Source organism: Acinetobacter sp. N1-1 (assembly GCF_056711485.1).
Genome location: NZ_JBWXUO010000024.1, coordinates 1 through 19,419 on the forward strand (window position 1 = coordinate 1; position 19,419 = coordinate 19,419).

Sequence of the window (19,419 nt, forward strand, 5' to 3'; positions counted from 1 at the left end):
TTCTTATTGTTTTAGGTTGTGATTTAAACCAACGTGATTCACTTCATTGGAATCCGGACTTAATAAAAAATAGAAAGGTTATTTACATAAACAATCAACTAGAAAAAGTTAACTTACATTATGAACCCGATATAAATATTTTCTCAAACATTGATTTGTTTTTAGATAATATTAATTCAAAAGATTTTTTTAATAAAGATATGTTGCAGTTCAGAAAAAAGTGGGTAAAAAAACTAAAAAATATTCCTTTATACGACAATATAAAATATGAAAAAGGCTGTAATAGTATTCATCCGGGAGATGCAATAAATATATTGGAAGACAAACTATCTAAGAATATTAATGTTGTAGTGGACTCTGGGGCTCATAGAATATTCATGGCTCATTTTTGGAAATCTAAAGGAGGTGGCGATTACCATACATCTAATGTTCTTGCTCCTATGGGGTGGGCAATATGTGCAGGAATTGGTGTAAAACTTGGTGACCCGCAAAAAGAATGCTTAGTCGTTACTGGTGATGGATGCATGTTAATGCATGGTATAGAGATCCAAACTGCTGCAAAATATGGGCTTAAAATTATTTTTGTCATTATGAATAATAATGCACATGGTGCAATTCATATAGATACAATGAAAAAACAAGGTGTTTCTGAAGATTTTTCTAAACTACCAAACCATAATTGGAAGACTTTTGCTGAAAGCTTAGGAGTTAAATCATATTTGATTAAAACACTGAAAGATTTGGAAGACACTCTTGTAAATATAAAATCTGAAAATGGTCCAATTATATTAGATATTGAGGTTGGCAACTATTTTCCACCTAATGATTTTTACTCGCATAGTGTGATGTCTGCTGAAAAAACAGGAGGGTTTAACTTGGTAAACTATACATACTCATCAGGAGTTTACCATGAGCAAGAAACACAAGACGTATACGGCAGAATTTAAAGCTGAAGCGATCAAAGCAATAGAAGCCAATCAAGGCAATGTATCCCAAACAGCTAGAGAACTCGGCATTTCCATGCAAACCCTTTCGAACTGGAATACAAAGGCAAAGGCAGGGACTTTAGCCGGTACAAAACAGTATTCACCTGATCTAAATGCTTTACTCGAAGAAAATAAAAAACTTAAACAGCAGCTTAAAACAGCCGAAATGGAACGTGAATTTCTAAAAAAGGCAGCAGCGTACTTTGCCAAAGAAAGTCAGTAAGGTACGCCTATATGAAATCGCAAAGACACTTATTTCCTATTATTTTGATGGCTCGCTTACTTCACGTATCAGTTTCATGCTTTTATGATTGGCTAAAACAAGGTGTGAGTAAACAATCAATTCAGCGAAATCAACAAGCAATTTTGGTCAAAATAGCACATGAGGAAACGAAACAGAGCTATGGCTATATTCGTTTAACCAAGCATTTACAGGCTCAGGGCGTAAAAATTAGTGCCTATGCCGTTCGTCAGATAAAAAAGTTAAATCAGCTGTATTGTAAGCGCCACAAGCGTTTCAAAAGAACAACGAACAGTGACCATAACCGAGCGATCTATCCAAATTTGCTTGAACAACAATTCTCAATGATTAAACCAAATCAAGCGTGGTCGAGTGATATTACGTATATATGGACAACTGAAGGCTGGTTGTACTTAGCAGCTGTAAAAGACCTTTACACGAAACAAGTGGTTGGCTACAGCTTAAATGAGCGTATGACAGCCAAGCTTGTTTGTGATGCATTGAATATGGCTATTCGCAATCAAAAACCAACTAAGGACCTCATTGTGCATTCAGACAGAGGCAGCCAATATTGCGGTCATGAATATCGAAACTTACTTGAAAAATGTGGCTTTCAGGGTTCAATGAGCAAGCGTGGCGATTGTTACGATAATGCACCGATTGAAAGCTTCTGGGGCATACTCAAAAACGAATTGGTGCATCATCATAGCTATAAAACGAGGGAAGAAGCCAAAGCGGAGATTACAAAATACATAGAGTTATTTTATAATCAACGAAGAATTCAAAAAGGTTTGGATTTTAAGACACCAAATCAAATGGCAGAGGACTTTTGCAAGTTGGCTGCCTAAAATCTCCCAAGTGAAAGTCTCCTGATAATTCAGCACACATCAATTAATATAAACTGGCGTAACACAACATTAAAAGAGTTTACCATATCTTTTAACATTCACTTAGTAGCTAGATTTTTAGCTTAATCTAATAGCGATTGACTCCTAAAATATTAGAAATCAATCTCTTATTATTTATATGATATTTAAGATGAAATTATTTGTATACATGGTAAGTCGCATAAGTTTTAATAGCTACATTTGTTTGTACACCACTTGCCTGTCTGTTTGAATCCCAGTGATAAATACTTGTTCTATCAGGTCGAGGGCTTATACCTCCCCATTTACTATCTGTTCCATTACACTTACCACCAGTTTGTATGTATGCACCCTTATATACACCTTGTTTCCAACGACGTACCACAACTTGAATAGGTTGAGCTGTATATCCTGGATTTAGTGATATATTCCATCCAAATGTTGTTGTAACTGTTTGTGTTTTAGAAAATCCTGCATTTATACTACCAGGAAGGCGTTCACCAACTGTAGGAAGTTTATCAAGATTTAATGTTCCCCCCACATTAAAAGCATAAGCAGTTGAGACAGCTTTACTCCATTGGTAATCACACCTTTGAACACCTGTAGTTGGACATTTATATGGCTGACCACGCCATATCCAATCATCCCATGTATTTCTAGCTTGCTGTTGGTAAATTAGCTGGGAGTTATCTCCTAATATTACTGGTTCATTATGAGGATAAAGACATTCATCAGCAAAAGCTTGAGTCATTGATGCAATTATAAGTATAGATAATGTAATATATTTCATGTTTATCTCCTTATAGACCGAATATATCATTTACAGTATTTGATACATTATCATTTGTACCTGATGCTTTTGATCCATATACACTTGATGAAATAGGTGTCATATCATAACCACTATCATTTATACTTTTTTTGATCATAATAGCTTCAGAATTCACAGAGAATCCTATTAATTGTTTAGCAAGTGTTTGAGCAGTTCCCATACCTGCTTTAGCATCAATAATAATAGTAAGCCCTTGATCTAAATATTTTAGAATTTGAGATATTTGAGCTGAAGATATAGGTTTACTACTATCAATAATGATAGTGTCATAATTTTGTGAACTAGTTTTAAAATTTTGATTAAGTTGTTGAAAAACAAAACCTGATTGCCCATTGACAGGGTAAATAACTTTTTGTGCAGGTTTATCATCATAATTAATTAAATCTTCTGCAAAAGTAGAAGTACTCCCCAATACTACTGCTGCAATTAATGCCATAACCATCTTATTACATTTAAACAATTTTAAAGCCTCTTTATATTTTAAAATAAGTTATAGTAAAGCCATCTTAGCTTTACTATTCTTAGTATATGAAATTTATATTTAAGTATCATTATTAATAAGTGACATAATAATTTTTGATATATGCTGAAAAAACAGGAAGCTACATACATTCATAAAGTGATGTCTGCTGAAAAAACAGGAGGGTTTAACTTGGTAAACTATACATACTCATCAGGAGTTTACCATGAGCAAGAAACACAAGACGTATACGGCAGAATTTAAAGCTGAAGCGATCAAAGCAATAGAAGCCAATCAAGGCAATGTATCCCAAACAGCTAGAGAACTCGGCATTTCCATGCAAACCCTTTCGAACTGGAATACAAAGGCAAAGGCAGGGACTTTAGCCGGTACAAAACAGTATTCACCTGATCTAAATGCTTTACTCGAAGAAAATAAAAAACTTAAACAGCAGCTTAAAATAGCCGAAATGGAACGTGAATTTCTAAAAAAGGCAGCAGCGTACTTTGCCAAAGAAAGTCAGTAAGGTACGCCTATATGAAATCGCAAAGACACTTATTTCCTATTATTTTGATGGCTCGCTTACTTCACGTATCAGTTTCATGCTTTTATGATTGGCTAAAACAAGGTGTGAGTAAACAATCAATTCAGCGAAATCAACAAGCAATTTTGGTCAAAATAGCACATGAGGAAACGAAACAGAGCTATGGCTATATTCGTTTAACCAAGCATTTACAGGCTCAGGGCGTAAAAATTAGTGCCTATGCCGTTCGTCAGATAAAAAAGTTAAATCAGCTGTATTGTAAGCGCCACAAGCGTTTCAAAAGAACAACGAACAGTGACCATAACCGAGCGATCTATCCAAATTTGCTTGAACAACAATTCTCAATGATTAAACCAAATCAAGCGTGGTCGAGTGATATTACGTATATATGGACAACTGAAGGCTGGTTGTACTGATGTGTGCTGAATTATCAGGAGACTTTCACTTGGGAGATTTTAGGCAGCCAACTTGCAAAAGTCCTCTGCCATTTGATTTGGTGTCTTAAAATCCAAACCTTTTTGAATTCTTCGTTGATTATAAAATAACTCTATGTATTTTGTAATCTCCGCTTTGGCTTCTTCCCTCGTTTTATAGCTATGATGATGCACCAATTCGTTTTTGAGTATGCCCCAGAAGCTTTCAATCGGTGCATTATCGTAACAATCGCCACGCTTGCTCATTGAACCCTGAAAGCCACATTTTTCAAGTAAGTTTCGATATTCATGACCGCAATATTGGCTGCCTCTGTCTGAATGCACAATGAGGTCCTTAGTTGGTTTTTGATTGCGAATAGCCATATTCAATGCATCACAAACAAGCTTGGCTGTCATACGCTCATTTAAGCTGTAGCCAACCACTTGTTTCGTGTAAAGGTCTTTTACAGCTGCTAAGTACAACCAGCCTTCAGTTGTCCATATATACGTAATATCACTCGACCACGCTTGATTTGGTTTAATCATTGAGAATTGTTGTTCAAGCAAATTTGGATAGATCGCTCGGTTATGGTCACTGTTCGTTGTTCTTTTGAAACGCTTGTGGCGCTTACAATACAGCTGATTTAACTTTTTTATCTGACGAACGGCATAGGCACTAATTTTTACGCCCTGAGCCTGTAAATGCTTGGTTAAACGAATATAGCCATAGCTCTGTTTCGTTTCCTCATGTGCTATTTTGACCAAAATTGCTTGTTGATTTCGCTGAATTGATTGTTTACTCACACCTTGTTTTAGCCAATCATAAAAGCATGAAACTGATACGTGAAGTAAGCGAGCCATCAAAATAATAGGAAATAAGTGTCTTTGCGATTTCATATAGGCGTACCTTACTGACTTTCTTTGGCAAAGTACGCTGCTGCCTTTTTTAGAAATTCACGTTCCATTTCGGCTGTTTTAAGCTGCTGTTTAAGTTTTTTATTTTCTTCGAGTAAAGCATTTAGATCAGGTGAATACTGTTTTGTACCGGCTAAAGTCCCTGCCTTTGCCTTTGTATTCCAGTTCGAAAGGGTTTGCATGGAAATGCCGAGTTCTCTAGCTGTTTGGGATACATTGCCTTGATTGGCTTCTATTGCTTTGATCGCTTCAGCTTTAAATTCTGCCGTATACGTCTTGTGTTTCTTGCTCATGGTAAACTCCTGATGAGTATGTATAGTTTACCAAGTTAAACCCTCCTGTTTTTTCAGCAGACATCATCATTATGATTAGTGGTTTTTGGATTCTAGTTGCTAGTTTGCTATTTGCAGTAATGGGTTTTTTAGTTAAAAAAGCATCTATAGATATAAGTTTATTAAATATTTTATTTTATCGAACTTTAGTTAATTTAATACTTTGTTTTTTTATTTTAAAAATAAAAAAACAAAGTATTAAAACACAATTCTTAAAATTAAACTTATATAGGGCTGTTTTAGGTAATTTAGCAATGTATTGCAATTTTTATGCAGTTGCTAAACTTCCCATTGCTGCTGCAACTGCATTGATGTATACCAATCCAGTTTTTCAAACTTTAATTGTTTTTACTACGAGTAATAAAAAAAAATCTTACCTTATTTTTGTTGTAATATTTCTATCACTATTAGGTATTTATTGTCTTTTAGACCCACATTTTACAGATTTTTCAGGAACAGTTATAGGTTTATTAGCAGCTATATTAACAGCTTTTGCATACTTTAATGTAAAACAGCTTATTAGTGCAGGTGAATCAGATATTAGAGTCGTTTTCTATTTTTCATTAGTAGGGGTTGTTATATCATTCATTAATCAGCTGTTTTCAGGATTTTACTTACCTTCTATTTTTCAAATTTATTTGTTAATAGGCATAGGAGTCAGCGGTAGTTTTGGGCAGATATCTCTAACAAAAGCATATGGTTATGGTAACCCAATTGTAATATCTACTTTATCATATAGTACAATTATTTTTTCAACTTTGTTAGGATACTATTTTTTAGGAGAACGAATATCTTTAAAAATGGCATTTGGAATACTACTAATAATTACTGCAGGAGTAATGGTGATTCTTCTTAATAAACATACCAATATAAAATAGAATAGTTAGTATGTATTTTTGTCCATTTTTTTAGAGTTATATTATTTTTATAATAAAAATAATATAACTTTGTAAGTCCATGATATGGAAAATGTATCTAATAACACTAAACTATATAGAATACTAATATTTCTATCACTTGGTTTAATGGCAGCACTGCTTAATAGTAGTACCCCAACCCCCTTATATCCAATATATCAAGCAAAATTAAATTTAACAGCTGTTAACTTAACTGCTATATATGGGGCCTATGCTGCTGGAGTTCTATGTTCACTATTGAGTATAAGTAAGCTAGCACATAAAACTAGGGATTTGAGAAAATTAATAATACCAGCTTTAATAATTGTATTTTTAGGATCATACCTATTTTCTGTGTCTAATTCATTCATCTCTTTATGTTTGGGACGTCTTTTGGCGGGTGTAGGTACTGGTGCACTAACAGGAGCTGCTAACTTAGCCTTAGTAAAATTTACGAAAAATGATAATGGAAAGTTAGCAGCTCTGATAGCCTCTTTTTCCTTTACTTTGGGTCTTGCTTTAGGGCCAATTTTTAGCAGTGTTGCACTACACTTTTCTTTTTACCCAACGGTAACACCTTTTGTAGTAATCATGGCTATAGCTACTTTGAGTATAATAGGTATATTCTTATGCTGGCCTAAAAATAGTGTACCTGATGTAAAACAAAATAGAGAAGATGATAAACATACGCCTGATAAACTAATAAAAGCATTAGACAAGGCAGGACCACGTTATTTACTAGCCTCGTTTTCCTTGTTTTTTTGTTGGGGAATTGCTGCAGTGATACTAGCTGTCGGTCCTAGTATTTCAGAGAAAATTCTACATGCTCAAAATAGCCAGATTTTTGGATATTTGGTTGCAATATATCTATTAATTGCTGGATTCAGTCAGATTATATGTCGAAAATTTGAAGCGGAGAAATCATTAAAATATGGTTATATTGCACAAATAATTTCTTTATTTCTATATTTGGTTTCTATTATAAAAATAAATTTTATATTTTCATTATTAGGTTTAGCTGTTGGTGGCTATGCATATGGAGCCGTTTTTGTTGGTAGTGCGACTTTAGTAAATAAAATTGTTCCAAAGCATAATCATGCAAAACTAATTTCTGTATTTTACATAATAGCTTATATTGCAAATTGGATACCTCTAATTCTTGGTATTTTTATTGATAAATATGGTCTTTATACCTCTTCATATTACTTATTAACATGTATTATTTTTATAAGTTTAGGACTATTATTCACTCAAACAATTCTCCAATCTAGAAATAATATAGCTAATGTAACTAGCACTTAAAGTTTGAGAAATTGGTCAAAATAATATTTATATTTCCACATACTAAAACTCAATATAGTTTGTAATCTATATTGAGTTTTAGTATGTGGAAATCATTACAACAGATTTATGTAATGAGTGGCTTGAAAAGCAAGATCAGTCTGAATAGCTACTCATTTTGGGGATTTTATATATAGAACAGTCTAAACTTAGAATGTTAAAAATTGATTTTTTCATCTAAAGCCTTACCCGCTTTAAAGGTTATAGCCTCTTTTGTCTCAATCTTAATAACTTCATTTGTTTTAGGATTACGTCCTAAGCTTTCTGCTCTTTTTTTACTGCAAATGTTCCAAAGCCGATCAAGCGAATATTCTTGCTTTCAACTAAACCCTCTTCCAATGTTTCAAGAACAGCATTAAGTATGGCTCTCGATTCTTCTTGGGTGCAAGTTTGGCAAGTAACTCTGCTTTGTTCATAACTAATCCTTGAATGATAAAGCTAGCTTAATGAGTGTTGAGCTTCATAATATTTAATAAAATATTTTCAACCGTTTTTTGGGTTGATTTATCTTGTGTATCAAACCAATGATTAAATTGATTCACAGTCGCTGATTCATCTTTGATTTTACGCGTTGCTAGAAACTCTTGGAAAGGGATTGCAGCCTTAAAATCTTTTTCTGTCAATTCAGGAATATCAGAGAAATCGATTTCTTCATCTTTAATTTCAGAGATCTCTTTCATTCGTGTGGGGTTTGCTCTTTGAGCAAGTACCTCTTCAAGTGTTTTAGTGACTATTGCCATTGTTTAACCTCACCTTTACTCAATTTTCGTGCTGAAATAATGCGAGTAATTTCCTCACCATTTTCATCCCTGTAAGTATGTGCGACAAGCAAAATATTGTAACTATCTAACATTCTACCAACTGCTAAATATACTTCTTCATTTGTATTGGTTGTTGTATCTGGAACAATTTTTAGCATTGGATCAGCAAATATAAGCATTGCATCTTCAAAGCTAATTTTATGCTTTTTTTGATTCTTCTGGTTTTTAATCTCATCCCACTCATATTTCATGACTAAATCTTTTCATCTAATCCAAAAAGTATTCTGTCACGATTTTCTGTTAAATACTTATCTAAATCAGCAAGTATTTTTTCTTTATTTTCATCATTCTGCATTTTCTTCAATAGGTAAGATCCGAGCAGAATCTTTCTGCGAGTATCATCTTTTCGTTCTTGCTCTTTTTTCTTAATTCTTTCTCTTGCTTCGAATGCTTGTTTTTGTGCTTTTAGCTGTTTGAGTTTTTCAGATTGTTGTTCAATTTTCTCATCTAATGTGAGCTTTTTAGTCACTTTTTTTTCAGTACTCATCATGTCTACCAAGTCAGGGATTATTCTCGATCATAAAAGCCTTTGAACTAAAGTTCAAGACGCTATATGATACTCAAAGAATCCCGAAGTGAAGCAAGGGCGCACTTATCCATTGAAAAAATATAACTGCGTTATATTTTTTCAATGGTAAGCACGAAAGGGGTTTCACCCCTTTACCCCAAAAGCACTATTAATAAATAACGAAGAGTAAAAAATTGGCGATATATCATTTTTCAGTTAAGAACATAAGTCGAAGTGAGGGCCGCAGTGCTGTCGCTTGCGCTGCTTATCGTGCTGCTGAAAAACTGATAGATAATAAATACGGCAAAGTACAAGATTACACTCGAAAATTAGGTGTTGAACTTGCTCAGATTTATGCACCTGACAATATAAGTACTGATCTATTGAGTCGAAACGAACTGTGGAATGCTGTTGAAGATCGAGAAAATCGAAAAGATGCCACACTGGCGAGAGAGTTTGAAATTGCATTTCCACATGAACTCAACCAAGAACAACGAAAAGAAATGCTCAATGACTTATGCAAAAAAATTGTTCAAAAATACAATGTCGTTGTAGATGCTGCGATTCATGCCCCACATAAAAATAATGATTCTGATGATCGGAACTACCATGCTCACATCCTATTTACGACGAGATCCATTGATCTAGAAACAGGACTTTTTGCAGATAAAAAATATCGTGACTTCAACAAAGAAAAAGGCAGTAAAACAGTCAAAGAATGGCGTGCTGAATTTGCAGAACTTATTAATCATCACTTAGAAAAAGCTGGCTTTAGTCATGTCGTTGTAGATCATCGTAGTTATGCAGAGCAAAATATTGAAAAACAAGCGACACAGCATGAAGGGCCTGCTGTCACTGCTTTACGCAGACAGTATGAACGAGAAAATAAAAAACCAGTGAATGAGCGAAAGTCCAAGATTGTGTTGCCAGAAGTCGCAAAAAAGAACGATGCCATTAAAGCTTTTAATTTAAATCTTGAAATCAGGGCTACAGAACAACTGCTATCAAAAATGAAGAGTGAAGCAAATAAAAAAGCTTTTGAAAACATTATCAATAATGCAAAACAGCAAAATGATAATACCAAAGCGGATATTTTTGACCGGTTAAATGCAAGCATTGAGAAGTTTAAAAAAGAATCTCTATTTTCACAGCTTAACGCTCGTATTGAAGAACAAGCAAATGCTGCAAAACAAGAACAAGAAATGATTGAATCTCAAAGCGTTAAGCATGAAAGTATAGAGAAAGAGGCTGAAGTACAGCCTAAGCCTGAACCGAAAAAAGCAGAGCCACAACAGAAAAACTCAACAGATCACAGTCAAAGTTTTGATTGTTAAACTGGGGATTCACTATGAGTGAACAACACATTACAGCCATGCTAACAGAGATGTCATCTACGCTACAGATACTATCTCAAGTACTTGAGCACGAGAAAACAAAACATTTTGAACTACTGACCGAACTGAATACTCGTATTACGGATTCACAAGAAAATATCAAAACTGATATTCATGATTTTATAACAAACATTGAATTAACTGAGCTTGCAAGTGTTGTTCATCAATCCAGCAACAATATCAAAAAACAGCAAACCAATCTTAAGCATTTAGATGATGAAATTCAGCAAATATCTACACATGTGAATAACAGCATTGAAACACTTGAGCATAATACAGAATATCTGACTGAGAAAATTGAAGAGAGTAGTCAGTTAATTGGTTCTAATCTGATTAAACAGATATCACTCAATGTTAAAGATAACATTACAACACAATTTATTAACCAATTTAAAGAACAGAATCAACAGCTTGTTTCGGAAATATCTGAAGCAAATGAAACTGCTGTACGTGGGTCAATAGTCATTTATAAGCGTTTGACTGAGGCAGTTGAAACAGTTAAAGAACAACATCATTCTAGCCTTGAAGATTTTAGAAATCATGTTGATTCTTTTAATAAAAAAATGACAGCTGCCATTAAGCGTGTTGATCAGGCATTTTTAGATGTGCAAGAAAAGAATAAACAAAACATGGATAAGCTCTATGATTCATGTGCCACGTTCCAAGAGCAAGTTATTAAAAAACTAAATACTGAAACAGCTCAAATCAATGAAATATTTGACCAAAAAATTACGGATATTTCTAAAAGAATGGATGATCAAATCAGTCAATCTTTTGAAAAAATGAGTGATGTTGAGCAAAAAATTAATGAAAAAAATGAGAAAATCACTGCAAATTTAGAGAGAAATACGGAAAAAAGCCTAGGAATAACGCAAAAAATTATAGAAAAACAAGAAGTCTTATATCGAAATTTATGTGACAAACTGACTATTAAATATTTTGCTCTCAATACAATTTCTATTCTTTTTGTGGTGTTCATCATTTTGGTTGGCTTCAATATCGCAGCATCAAAACGATATTCAGAAATATCTGACTTCAATAATGCATTGGTCAGTCAAAATCAAAAATTATTAGCAGACAACACAAAATTATCTCAGCTTAGAGTTTATTCGCTCAACTTTACGAAACAGTCGATAAATGAGGTTAGGAAGAAGTTTCCAGAGCTACAAGTTACTCTTAATTGCAAATCACTCGATTAAAGGCTGTAGGGCCTTATTTTTATTAGCCAAGTTAGTTAGGTAGCAGAAGTGATTAAACTCTTCCTTAAGAAGCCTTAGAGCTCCATATACAAGTATATGTAACTATGTTTTAAGACTTTTTAAAGATAGTTAACTACTCCCAGTTCACTTTTATAAACTTTAAATTTAGTATTTCTATTTTAGCTAGTGTCTAAAATTACATTAGATTATTCTTTTATATGATTACATTTACTTCTGTATATCAAAGCTCAACTGAATTTTTTATTTAAAAATAATAATTTTAATAATTTTAATAATTTTAATAATTTTAATAATTTTACGCCCATTTTTTTTTATTAAAATCAATACCTTAAAGGTGTATATCTATACGTTTATATCGTCTTATCTATACGTTTATATCGTCTTATCTATACGTTTATATCGTCTTATCTATACGTTTATATCGTATTGATATACCTTAAAAATTAAAGTAATATAAAATACATTAAATAATAGAGTATTATAATTTGGCTAGTGATCTAATTATAAAAAATAATGCATTAATTGACGCAAGTTATACATTAAGTCTTGTAGAGCAACGTCTAATAGGTTTGGCTTTAGTCAAAGCAAATAATCAACGACAGGAAGTTACAAGTAATACAATACTTACTATACATGCCAGTGAATATGCAGAGCAGTTTAATACATCACAAGATATGGCTTATAGATCCTTAAAAGAAGCATCAGAGCGTTTATTCTTACGATATTTTTCTTATACTTTGTATGGTCTGGATTTTGGACAAAATAGTACCTTTAAACCTCCTAAAAAACTAAAGAGTTCAGATGTCTCAACTGTGATGAAGTCAAGGTGGGTACAAAAGGTGGGCTACACTGAAAAACTTGGATTACTACATTTTCAATTTACTGATGATGTTGTTAGTCTAATTTCAAATTCCAAAGAATACTTTACAAGTTATTACCTATCGCAGACGGTTGAATTTACTAGTACTTATGCAACACGGCTTTTTGAATTATTAATGAAGTGGGAAAGTGTAGGACATATTCCATTTATTGAGATGGAAAAACTCAGAGGTGTGCTTGGCATAGATAAAAAACAATATAAAATTATTTCCAATTTTAAGCTACGTGTATTAGATATTGCAGTAGAACAAGTGAATCAGTTTTCCGATTATACTATTAAGTATGAACAGCATAAACAGGGACGTATAATTACAGGTTTTTCATTCAAATTTAAACAAAAGAATCCGAAGAAAGTCCCTTCAGGTAGTTTAAAAGATAAAAATACTATTGATTTATTTACAGGATTAACTGAAAAACAAATTAGATTTTTTGCACATAAACTTGCTCACGATCACGATTTTGCTAGTAAAAATGCAGAACCAGGAGAAGACTATATCGATCTTGAAAGAAGGCTTATCTTAAAGCTAGCTCATCACGATTTTGTGCAACAAAACATCAATACTTTGGATAGACTTGGATTTAAGACAAAATGTTAAATCCAGTTTAATAGATATTTAGCTTCATAACATTTAACAAAATATTTTCAAACGTTTGCTGAGTTGATTTATCTTTTATTTTATTAGCTTATAGAAATACCTAGGTAGTTTAAGAAGGATGTAGGCTAACTACTAAATAAAATTATTTCTTTGTAAATGAAGTTTATAATATTTTTTCCACAAAAATCTTTAAATCTTTTAGAGGTACTTAAAATTGCATTTAAAAATTTATCAAATTGAAAATATGTAATTCTAGTAAAAAGTATTGTATTGTTAATTTAATTTTTAATTAAATGGATATATAAATTGATCATAGTTACCGTTACTTATAAAAAAGAATTAGAGTTTGTCGATAAATTTTTAGACAGTCATATTAGTTTTTTAGATGAGTACTATACTAAAAATAAATTTTTAGTTTCTGGTCGACGTGCTAATAGAGTTGGTGGTGTAATTGTTGTTATAAACTCTTCTTTACAAGAGGCTCAACTCATAATGAAAAAAGATCCATTTTATCAGAATGAAATTGCTAATTATGAATATATGGAGTTTTCACCCTCAAAATTTCAGAATGAAATTAAAGAATATTGTCAAAAGAATTAGAGTTCAAGCCTACTTAGATAAATATATCCATCTGAATTAGAAAATTCAGATGGATTTTCTTTATCTAGAATTAAAAAAACTTTCTAAGACATCTATAACTACTCGTACTTTTTTTGTTTTTTGTATGTCAGGATGAATGACTAACCAAATATCTACTATGTCATATAATTCAGGAAAAATTCTAGTAATATTTAACTCTTTATTAGCTATAAATGTTGATAATAAGCTAATTCCTAGATTCCTCTTTGTTGCTTCTAGAAGAGATAGTTGAGAGTTAGCCTGGAATATGACATTTTCTTCTGATATTTCAAAGCCTAGAAGATTATTCCAATGTCTTGGAACAAGATGTTTTTGAAACATTAATAAATTATGATTTTCTAAATCTTTATGGTCTGAAGGACTACCTTTTTTTATAAGGTAGTCTTTTGATGCAAATAATCCCATTTCTATTGTATTTAATTTTCTTATTATTAAATTTTTGGCTTCAGGTTTAGATCCTCTTATTGCTAAATCAACTTCTCCATATGAGATATTAGAAAGGTTAATCGATGTTATTAAAGATATTTTTAGATTTGGATAAAGTATATTTATTTTTTCTAAAGCAGGTATTACAAAACTTTGGGCTATAGTATCTGTTGTTGCTATTGTAATATGCCCATATAGGTTTGAGTTAGTATCATTTATTTTACTGTTAATCTTTTGAATAGATTTCTCTATTTCTAAAACATGAGGTAATAGTTGTTCTCCAATAGGGCTCAGAATAATTTTTTTAGGAGTACGGATAAATAGCTTAGTATCTATGTGCTTTTCAAAAGCCAAAATTCTTCTACTAACTGTTGCTTGGTCTACATTTAGCTCTAAAGCAGCCTTAGTTAAGTTATTGGTTCGTGAAATTAATAAGAAAAAGCGTAGATCATCCCAGTTACGTACTAATCGTTCAATATTTCTGCATATTACCATTATTAAGGTCTAACATAAAATCTATAAAAATAAAATAGATATTATATTGCAAAAAAGCATAATTGACTTGTATTTTTAAGTATTTATTATTTTTAATAAAATGTTATATATATCGAATTGTTAATTTATATATAACATTTTTGGGAAAAATGTAAATGGGTTCAGTCATTCATGGTGATAATCAAATTAATGCAATAGATAATGCAACGGTTATAATTTCATCATTATCAACACATGGTATTAATCATATTTTTTTAGTACCAGGAAAGTTAATATATCCTTTTATAAGAGCAATTGAAAACGAAAAAAATATTACAGGAATAATGGCTGCTCATGAATCAGCAGCTGGATATATGGCTGATGGTTATGCTCGTGTTACATCTAAATTTGGAGTTTGTTTAGCTATTTCAGGCCCAGGGGTCATGAATCTAGTTCCTGCTATGGCTGCAGCAGAATCTGATAAAATTCCAGTTTTATACTTAGCTGGCGGCATTTCTACATATCATGAAGCACAAGGTGCATTTCAAGATGGATCTTGTTCAGGTATTAATGAAACAAATATGATTTCTATGCTGTTTAAAAATTCTTTTGAGATAAAAAATTCTTATAATTTAAAGCATTATTTTAAAAGAGTCCTGCATTCATTAAACTCGGATTTTTCAAATCGGGCTTATTTAAGCCTTCCTATAGATATTCAAAAAGCAAAAGCTTCTTTTAGTCTTAAAAATGAAGAAAACATTATAGATGACAGATATGAAATGGTTGTTGATTATCGTGGAGTCATTAAAGTATTAGACTTATTAAATACTTATCAAAAAATAGCTGTATTAGTAGGAAGTTGTTTAAATAATAAAAAAAGCAGTAGCCTTCTTCTAGAATTTGCAAAAAAATATCATATTCCTATAACGACAAGCTTATCTGGAAAAGGGTCTTTTCCAGAAAATAATGAGCTTTCTTTAGGGATATATGGGTTCGCTGGAAATAAGTGTGCAATTGATACTATACACAATGAAATTGATGTTCTTATTGTTTTAGGTTGTGATTTAAACCAACGTGATTCACTTCATTGGAATCCGGACTTAATAAAAAATAGAAAGGTTATTTACATAAACAATCAACTAGAAAAAGTTAACTTACATTATGAACCCGATATAAATATTTTCTCAAACATTGATTTGTTTTTAGATAATATTAATTCAAAAGATTTTTTTAATAAAGATATGTTGCAGTTCAGAAAAAAGTGGGTAAAAAAACTAAAAAATATTCCTTTATACGACAATATAAAATATGAAAAAGGCTGTAATAGTATTCATCCGGGAGATGCAATAAATATATTGGAAGACAAACTATCTAAGAATATTAATGTTGTAGTGGACTCTGGGGCTCATAGAATATTCATGGCTCATTTTTGGAAATCTAAAGGAGGTGGCGATTACCATACATCTAATGTTCTTGCTCCTATGGGGTGGGCAATATGTGCAGGAATTGGTGTAAAACTTGGTGACCCGCAAAAAGAATGCTTAGTCGTTACTGGTGATGGATGCATGTTAATGCATGGTATAGAGATCCAAACTGCTGCAAAATATGGGCTTAAAATTATTTTTGTCATTATGAATAATAATGCACATGGTGCAATTCATATAGATACAATGAAAAAACAAGGTGTTTCTGAAGATTTTTCTAAACTACCAAACCATAATTGGAAGACTTTTGCTGAAAGCTTAGGAGTTAAATCATATTTGATTAAAACACTGAAAGATTTGGAAGACACTCTTGTAAATATAAAATCTGAAAATGGTCCAATTATATTAGATATTGAGGTTGGCAACTATTTTCCACCTAATGATTTTTACTCGCATAGTGTGATGTCTGCTGAAAAAACAGGAGGGTTTAACTTGGTAAACTATACATACTCATCAGGAGTTTACCATGAGCAAGAAACACAAGACGTATACGGCAGAATTTAAAGCTGAAGCGATCAAAGCAATAGAAGCCAATCAAGGCAATGTATCCCAAACAGCTAGAGAACTCGGCATTTCCATGCAAACCCTTTCGAACTGGAATACAAAGGCAAAGGCAGGGACTTTAGCCGGTACAAAACAGTATTCACCTGATCTAAATGCTTTACTCGAAGAAAATAAAAAACTTAAACAGCAGCTTAAAACAGCCGAAATGGAACGTGAATTTCTAAAAAAGGCAGCAGCGTACTTTGCCAAAGAAAGTCAGTAAGGTACGCCTATATGAAATCGCAAAGACACTTATTTCCTATTATTTTGATGGCTCGCTTACTTCACGTATCAGTTTCATGCTTTTATGATTGGCTAAAACAAGGTGTGAGTAAACAATCAATTCAGCGAAATCAACAAGCAATTTTGGTCAAAATAGCACATGAGGAAACGAAACAGAGCTATGGCTATATTCGTTTAACCAAGCATTTACAGGCTCAGGGCGTAAAAATTAGTGCCTATGCCGTTCGTCAGATAAAAAAGTTAAATCAGCTGTATTGTAAGCGCCACAAGCGTTTCAAAAGAACAACGAACAGTGACCATAACCGAGCGATCTATCCAAATTTGCTTGAACAACAATTCTCAATGATTAAACCAAATCAAGCGTGGTCGAGTGATATTACGTATATATGGACAACTGAAGGCTGGTTGTACTTAGCAGCTGTAAAAGACCTTTACACGAAACAAGTGGTTGGCTACAGCTTAAATGAGCGTATGACAGCCAAGCTTGTTTGTGATGCATTGAATATGGCTATTCGCAATCAAAAACCAACTAAGGACCTCATTGTGCATTCAGACAGAGGCAGCCAATATTGCGGTCATGAATATCGAAACTTACTTGAAAAATGTGGCTTTCAGGGTTCAATGAGCAAGCGTGGCGATTGTTACGATAATGCACCGATTGAAAGCTTCTGGGGCATACTCAAAAACGAATTGGTGCATCATCATAGCTATAAAACGAGGGAAGAAGCCAAAGCGGAGATTACAAAATACATAGAGTTATTTTATAATCAACGAAGAATTCAAAAAGGTTTGGATTTTAAGACACCAAATCAAATGGCAGAGGACTTTTGCAAGTTGGCTGCCTAAAATCTCCCAAGTGAAAGTCTCCTGATAATTCAGCACACATCAATTAATATAAACTGGCGTAACACAACATTAAAAGAGTTTACCATATCTTTTAACATTCACTTAGTAGCTAGATTTTTAGCTTAATCTAATAGCGATTGACTCCTAAAATATTAGAAATCAATCTCTTATTATTTATATGATATTTAAGATGAAATTATTTGTATACATGGTAAGTCGCATAAGTTTTAATAGCTACATTTGTTTGTACACCACTTGCCTGTCTGTTTGAATCCCAGTGATAAATACTTGTTCTATCAGGTCGAGGGCTTATACCTCCCCATTTACTATCTGTTCCATTACACTTACCACCAGTTTGTATGTATGCACCCTTATATACACCTTGTTTCCAACGACGTACCACAACTTGAATAGGTTGAGCTGTATATCCTGGATTTAGTGATATATTCCATCCAAATGTTGTTGTAACTGTTTGTGTTTTAGAAAATCCTGCATTTATACTACCAGGAAGGCGTTCACCAACTGTAGGAAGTTTATCAAGATTTAATGTTCCCCCCACATTAAAAGCATAAGCAGTTGAGACAGCTTTACTCCATTGGTAATCACACCTTTGAACACCTGTAGTTGGACATTTATATGGCTGACCACGCCATATCCAATCATCCCATGTATTTCTAGCTTGCTGTTGGTAAATTAGCTGGGAGTTATCTCCTAATATTACTGGTTCATTATGAGGATAAAGACATTCATCAGCAAAAGCTTGAGTCATTGATGCAATTATAAGTATAGATAATGTAATATATTTCATGTTTATCTCCTTATAGACCGAATATATCATTTACAGTATTTGATACATTATCATTTGTACCTGATGCTTTTGATCCATATACACTTGATGAAATAGGTGTCATATCATAACCACTATCATTTATACTTTTTTTGATCATAATAGCTTCAGAATTCACAGAGAATCCTATTAATTGTTTAGCAAGTGTTTGAGCAGTTCCCATACCTGCTTTAGCATCAATAATAATAGTAAGCCCTTGATCTAAATATTTTAGAATTTGAGATATTTGAGCTGAAGATATAGGTTTACTACTATCAATAATGATAGTGTCATAATTTTGTGAACTAGTTTTAAAATTTTGATTAAGTTGTTGAAAAACAAAACCTGATTGCCCATTGACAGGGTAAATAACTTTTTGTGCAGGTTTATCATCATAATTAATTAAATCTTCTGCAAAAGTAGAAGTACTCCCCAATACTACTGCTGCAATTAATGCCATAACCATCTTATTACATTTAAACAATTTTAAAGCCTCTTTATATTTTAAAATAAGTTATAGTAAAGCCATCTTAGCTTTACTATTCTTAGTATATGAAATTTATATTTAAGTATCATTATTAATAAGTGACATAATAATTTTTGATATATGCTGAAAAAACAGGAAGCTACATACATTCATAAAGTGATGTCTGCTGAAAAAACAGGAGGGTTTAACTTGGTAAACTATACATAC

General features: G+C 32.5%; 20 protein-coding genes and 2 pseudogenes. 12 read left to right on the plus strand and 10 right to left on the minus strand.

The genetic code is table 11. The features are described from left to right. Positions 1 to 947, plus strand: a 947-nt coding sequence (locus AC1MPL_RS12470) for a thiamine pyrophosphate-dependent enzyme (RefSeq protein WP_479766278.1), incomplete at its 5' end; no start/stop codon positions are given. Continuing rightward, positions 910 to 2,075, plus strand: a protein-coding gene (locus AC1MPL_RS12475; protein WP_479764079.1) for an IS3 family transposase whose coding sequence is annotated in 2 segments (ribosomal slippage) — positions 910 to 1,168 and positions 1,168 to 2,075 — 1,167 coding nt in all. Because the reading frame shifts where the segments join, the coding sequence is not laid out codon by codon here. The genes AC1MPL_RS12470 and AC1MPL_RS12475, both read left to right, overlap by 38 nt. A 196-nt stretch (positions 2,076 to 2,271) precedes the next feature. Here AC1MPL_RS12475 and AC1MPL_RS12480 read toward each other — a convergent pair. Both AC1MPL_RS12480 and AC1MPL_RS12485 read right to left on the minus strand, forming a co-directional pair. Continuing rightward, the gene (locus tag AC1MPL_RS12480) at positions 2,272 to 2,883 is read right to left on the minus strand and encodes a hypothetical protein (protein ID WP_479766279.1); all 612 of its coding nucleotides are present in this window, start codon (positions 2,881 to 2,883) and stop codon (positions 2,272 to 2,274) included. Between the two features lie 10 nt (positions 2,884 to 2,893). Next, entirely contained in the window at positions 2,894 to 3,361 is a 468-nt protein-coding gene (locus AC1MPL_RS12485; protein ID WP_479766280.1) for a hypothetical protein, read from the minus strand. Positions 3,362 to 3,508: 147 nt separating this feature from the next. Between AC1MPL_RS12485 and AC1MPL_RS12490 the strand changes: the two genes are divergently transcribed. Together AC1MPL_RS12490 and AC1MPL_RS12495 are read left to right on the plus strand one after the other, a co-directional pair. Beyond that, on the plus strand, positions 3,509 to 3,649 hold the full coding sequence (locus AC1MPL_RS12490; RefSeq protein WP_479766281.1) for a hypothetical protein: 141 nt from the start codon (positions 3,509 to 3,511) through the stop codon (positions 3,647 to 3,649). After that, positions 3,612 to 4,342, plus strand: a pseudogene (locus AC1MPL_RS12495) (IS3 family transposase); the annotation flags it as partial. The gene AC1MPL_RS12490 and the pseudogene AC1MPL_RS12495, both read left to right, overlap by 38 nt. A 42-nt stretch (positions 4,343 to 4,384) precedes the next feature. Here AC1MPL_RS12495 and AC1MPL_RS12500 read toward each other — a convergent pair. After that, positions 4,385 to 5,550 (minus strand): IS3 family transposase gene (locus tag AC1MPL_RS12500; protein ID WP_479764079.1). Its coding sequence is split into 2 segments (ribosomal slippage): positions 4,385 to 5,292 and positions 5,292 to 5,550, totalling 1,167 coding nucleotides; the frame shifts between segments, so codons are not numbered across the junction. A 71-nt stretch (positions 5,551 to 5,621) separates the two neighbouring features. Here AC1MPL_RS12500 and AC1MPL_RS12505 point away from each other — a divergent pair. Next, positions 5,622 to 6,467, plus strand: a complete 846-nt coding sequence (locus tag AC1MPL_RS12505) for a DMT family transporter (protein ID WP_479766282.1) — start codon at positions 5,622 to 5,624, stop codon at positions 6,465 to 6,467. An 84-nt stretch (positions 6,468 to 6,551) separates the two neighbouring features. After that, entirely contained in the window at positions 6,552 to 7,787 is a 1,236-nt protein-coding gene (locus AC1MPL_RS12510; RefSeq protein ID WP_479766283.1) for an MFS transporter, read from the plus strand. Positions 7,788 to 7,983: 196 nt separating this feature from the next. Here the strand turns inward: AC1MPL_RS12510 and AC1MPL_RS12515 are convergent. The 4 genes and pseudogenes from AC1MPL_RS12515 to AC1MPL_RS12530 all read right to left on the minus strand — a co-directional run bounded on the left by AC1MPL_RS12515 (position 7,984) and on the right by AC1MPL_RS12530 (position 9,134). Next, positions 7,984 to 8,165: pseudogene (locus AC1MPL_RS12515) on the minus strand (HU family DNA-binding protein). A 104-nt stretch (positions 8,166 to 8,269) separates the two neighbouring features. Then, positions 8,270 to 8,566: a hypothetical protein gene (locus AC1MPL_RS12520; RefSeq protein WP_479766284.1), complete on the minus strand. Its 297-nt coding sequence runs from the start codon at positions 8,564 to 8,566 to the stop codon at positions 8,270 to 8,272. Continuing rightward, entirely contained in the window at positions 8,557 to 8,838 is a 282-nt protein-coding gene (locus AC1MPL_RS12525; protein WP_479766285.1) for a BrnT family toxin, read from the minus strand. Before AC1MPL_RS12525 ends, AC1MPL_RS12520 begins: the two co-directional genes overlap by 10 nt. A 2-nt stretch (positions 8,839 to 8,840) precedes the next feature. Then, positions 8,841 to 9,134, minus strand: a complete 294-nt coding sequence (locus tag AC1MPL_RS12530; protein ID WP_479766286.1) for a mobilization protein — start codon at positions 9,132 to 9,134, stop codon at positions 8,841 to 8,843. A gap of 215 nt (positions 9,135 to 9,349) precedes the next feature. On the opposite strand from AC1MPL_RS12530, the gene mobQ reads away from it, so the two are divergent. From mobQ to AC1MPL_RS12550, 4 genes are all read left to right on the plus strand, one after another. After that, complete coding sequence (gene mobQ / locus AC1MPL_RS12535) at positions 9,350 to 10,489, plus strand: MobQ family relaxase (RefSeq protein ID WP_479766287.1); 1,140 nt, start codon at positions 9,350 to 9,352, stop codon at positions 10,487 to 10,489. Positions 10,490 to 10,503: 14 nt separating this feature from the next. Continuing rightward, a complete protein-coding gene (locus tag AC1MPL_RS12540; protein WP_479766318.1) occupies positions 10,504 to 11,748 on the plus strand; it encodes a hypothetical protein in 1,245 nt (414 codons plus the stop codon). A 506-nt stretch (positions 11,749 to 12,254) separates the two neighbouring features. Beyond that, positions 12,255 to 13,244, plus strand: coding sequence for a replication initiation protein RepM (repM, locus tag AC1MPL_RS12545; RefSeq protein ID WP_479766319.1), 990 nt, complete (start codon positions 12,255 to 12,257; stop codon positions 13,242 to 13,244). A gap of 306 nt (positions 13,245 to 13,550) precedes the next feature. After that, positions 13,551 to 13,844 (plus strand): YciI family protein, encoded by a 294-nt coding sequence (locus AC1MPL_RS12550; protein WP_479766320.1) that lies wholly within the window; start codon positions 13,551 to 13,553, stop codon positions 13,842 to 13,844. Positions 13,845 to 13,904: 60 nt separating this feature from the next. On the opposite strand, the gene AC1MPL_RS12555 is transcribed toward AC1MPL_RS12550, so the two are convergent. Beyond that, positions 13,905 to 14,804, minus strand: coding sequence for a LysR family transcriptional regulator (locus AC1MPL_RS12555; protein WP_479766321.1), 900 nt, complete (start codon positions 14,802 to 14,804; stop codon positions 13,905 to 13,907). A gap of 155 nt (positions 14,805 to 14,959) precedes the next feature. Between AC1MPL_RS12555 and AC1MPL_RS12560 the strand changes: the two genes are divergently transcribed. Continuing rightward, the gene (locus tag AC1MPL_RS12560) at positions 14,960 to 16,771 is read left to right on the plus strand and encodes a thiamine pyrophosphate-binding protein (protein WP_479766322.1); all 1,812 of its coding nucleotides are present in this window, start codon (positions 14,960 to 14,962) and stop codon (positions 16,769 to 16,771) included. After that, a protein-coding gene (locus AC1MPL_RS12565; protein WP_479764079.1) for an IS3 family transposase occupies positions 16,734 to 17,899 on the plus strand; the annotation gives its coding sequence in 2 pieces (ribosomal slippage) (positions 16,734 to 16,992 and positions 16,992 to 17,899; 1,167 coding nt in all). The genes AC1MPL_RS12560 and AC1MPL_RS12565 overlap by 38 nt, the downstream gene beginning before the upstream one ends. 196 nt (positions 17,900 to 18,095) lie before the next feature. Here AC1MPL_RS12565 and AC1MPL_RS12570 read toward each other — a convergent pair. Both AC1MPL_RS12570 and AC1MPL_RS12575 read right to left on the minus strand, forming a co-directional pair. Continuing rightward, positions 18,096 to 18,707, minus strand: a complete 612-nt coding sequence (locus AC1MPL_RS12570) for a hypothetical protein (protein ID WP_479766279.1) — start codon at positions 18,705 to 18,707, stop codon at positions 18,096 to 18,098. A 10-nt stretch (positions 18,708 to 18,717) separates the two neighbouring features. Continuing rightward, positions 18,718 to 19,185, minus strand: coding sequence for a hypothetical protein (locus tag AC1MPL_RS12575; protein ID WP_479766280.1), 468 nt, complete (start codon positions 19,183 to 19,185; stop codon positions 18,718 to 18,720). Between the last annotated feature and the right edge of the window lie 234 nt (positions 19,186 to 19,419).

What these genes read in the sequence shown, in the direction of transcription:
- AC1MPL_RS12480 (WP_479766279.1), bottom strand. Translation starts at nt 2,883, where the DNA reads ATGAAATATATTACATTATCTATACTTATAATTGCATCAATGACTCAA.
- AC1MPL_RS12485 (WP_479766280.1), bottom strand. Translation starts at nt 3,361, where the DNA reads ATGGCATTAATTGCAGCAGTAGTATTGGGGAGTACTTCTACTTTTGCA.
- AC1MPL_RS12490 (WP_479766281.1), top strand. Translation starts at nt 3,509, where the DNA reads ATGCTGAAAAAACAGGAAGCTACATACATTCATAAAGTGATGTCTGCT.
- AC1MPL_RS12505 (WP_479766282.1), top strand. Translation starts at nt 5,622, where the DNA reads ATGATTAGTGGTTTTTGGATTCTAGTTGCTAGTTTGCTATTTGCAGTA.
- AC1MPL_RS12510 (WP_479766283.1), top strand. Translation starts at nt 6,552, where the DNA reads ATGGAAAATGTATCTAATAACACTAAACTATATAGAATACTAATATTT.
- AC1MPL_RS12520 (WP_479766284.1), bottom strand. Translation starts at nt 8,566, where the DNA reads ATGGCAATAGTCACTAAAACACTTGAAGAGGTACTTGCTCAAAGAGCA.
- AC1MPL_RS12525 (WP_479766285.1), bottom strand. Translation starts at nt 8,838, where the DNA reads ATGAAATATGAGTGGGATGAGATTAAAAACCAGAAGAATCAAAAAAAG.
- AC1MPL_RS12530 (WP_479766286.1), bottom strand. Translation starts at nt 9,134, where the DNA reads ATGAGTACTGAAAAAAAAGTGACTAAAAAGCTCACATTAGATGAGAAA.
- AC1MPL_RS12540 (WP_479766318.1), top strand. Translation starts at nt 10,504, where the DNA reads ATGAGTGAACAACACATTACAGCCATGCTAACAGAGATGTCATCTACG.
- AC1MPL_RS12555 (WP_479766321.1), bottom strand. Translation starts at nt 14,804, where the DNA reads ATGGTAATATGCAGAAATATTGAACGATTAGTACGTAACTGGGATGAT.
- AC1MPL_RS12560 (WP_479766322.1), top strand. Translation starts at nt 14,960, where the DNA reads ATGGGTTCAGTCATTCATGGTGATAATCAAATTAATGCAATAGATAAT.
- AC1MPL_RS12570 (WP_479766279.1), bottom strand. Translation starts at nt 18,707, where the DNA reads ATGAAATATATTACATTATCTATACTTATAATTGCATCAATGACTCAA.
- AC1MPL_RS12575 (WP_479766280.1), bottom strand. Translation starts at nt 19,185, where the DNA reads ATGGCATTAATTGCAGCAGTAGTATTGGGGAGTACTTCTACTTTTGCA.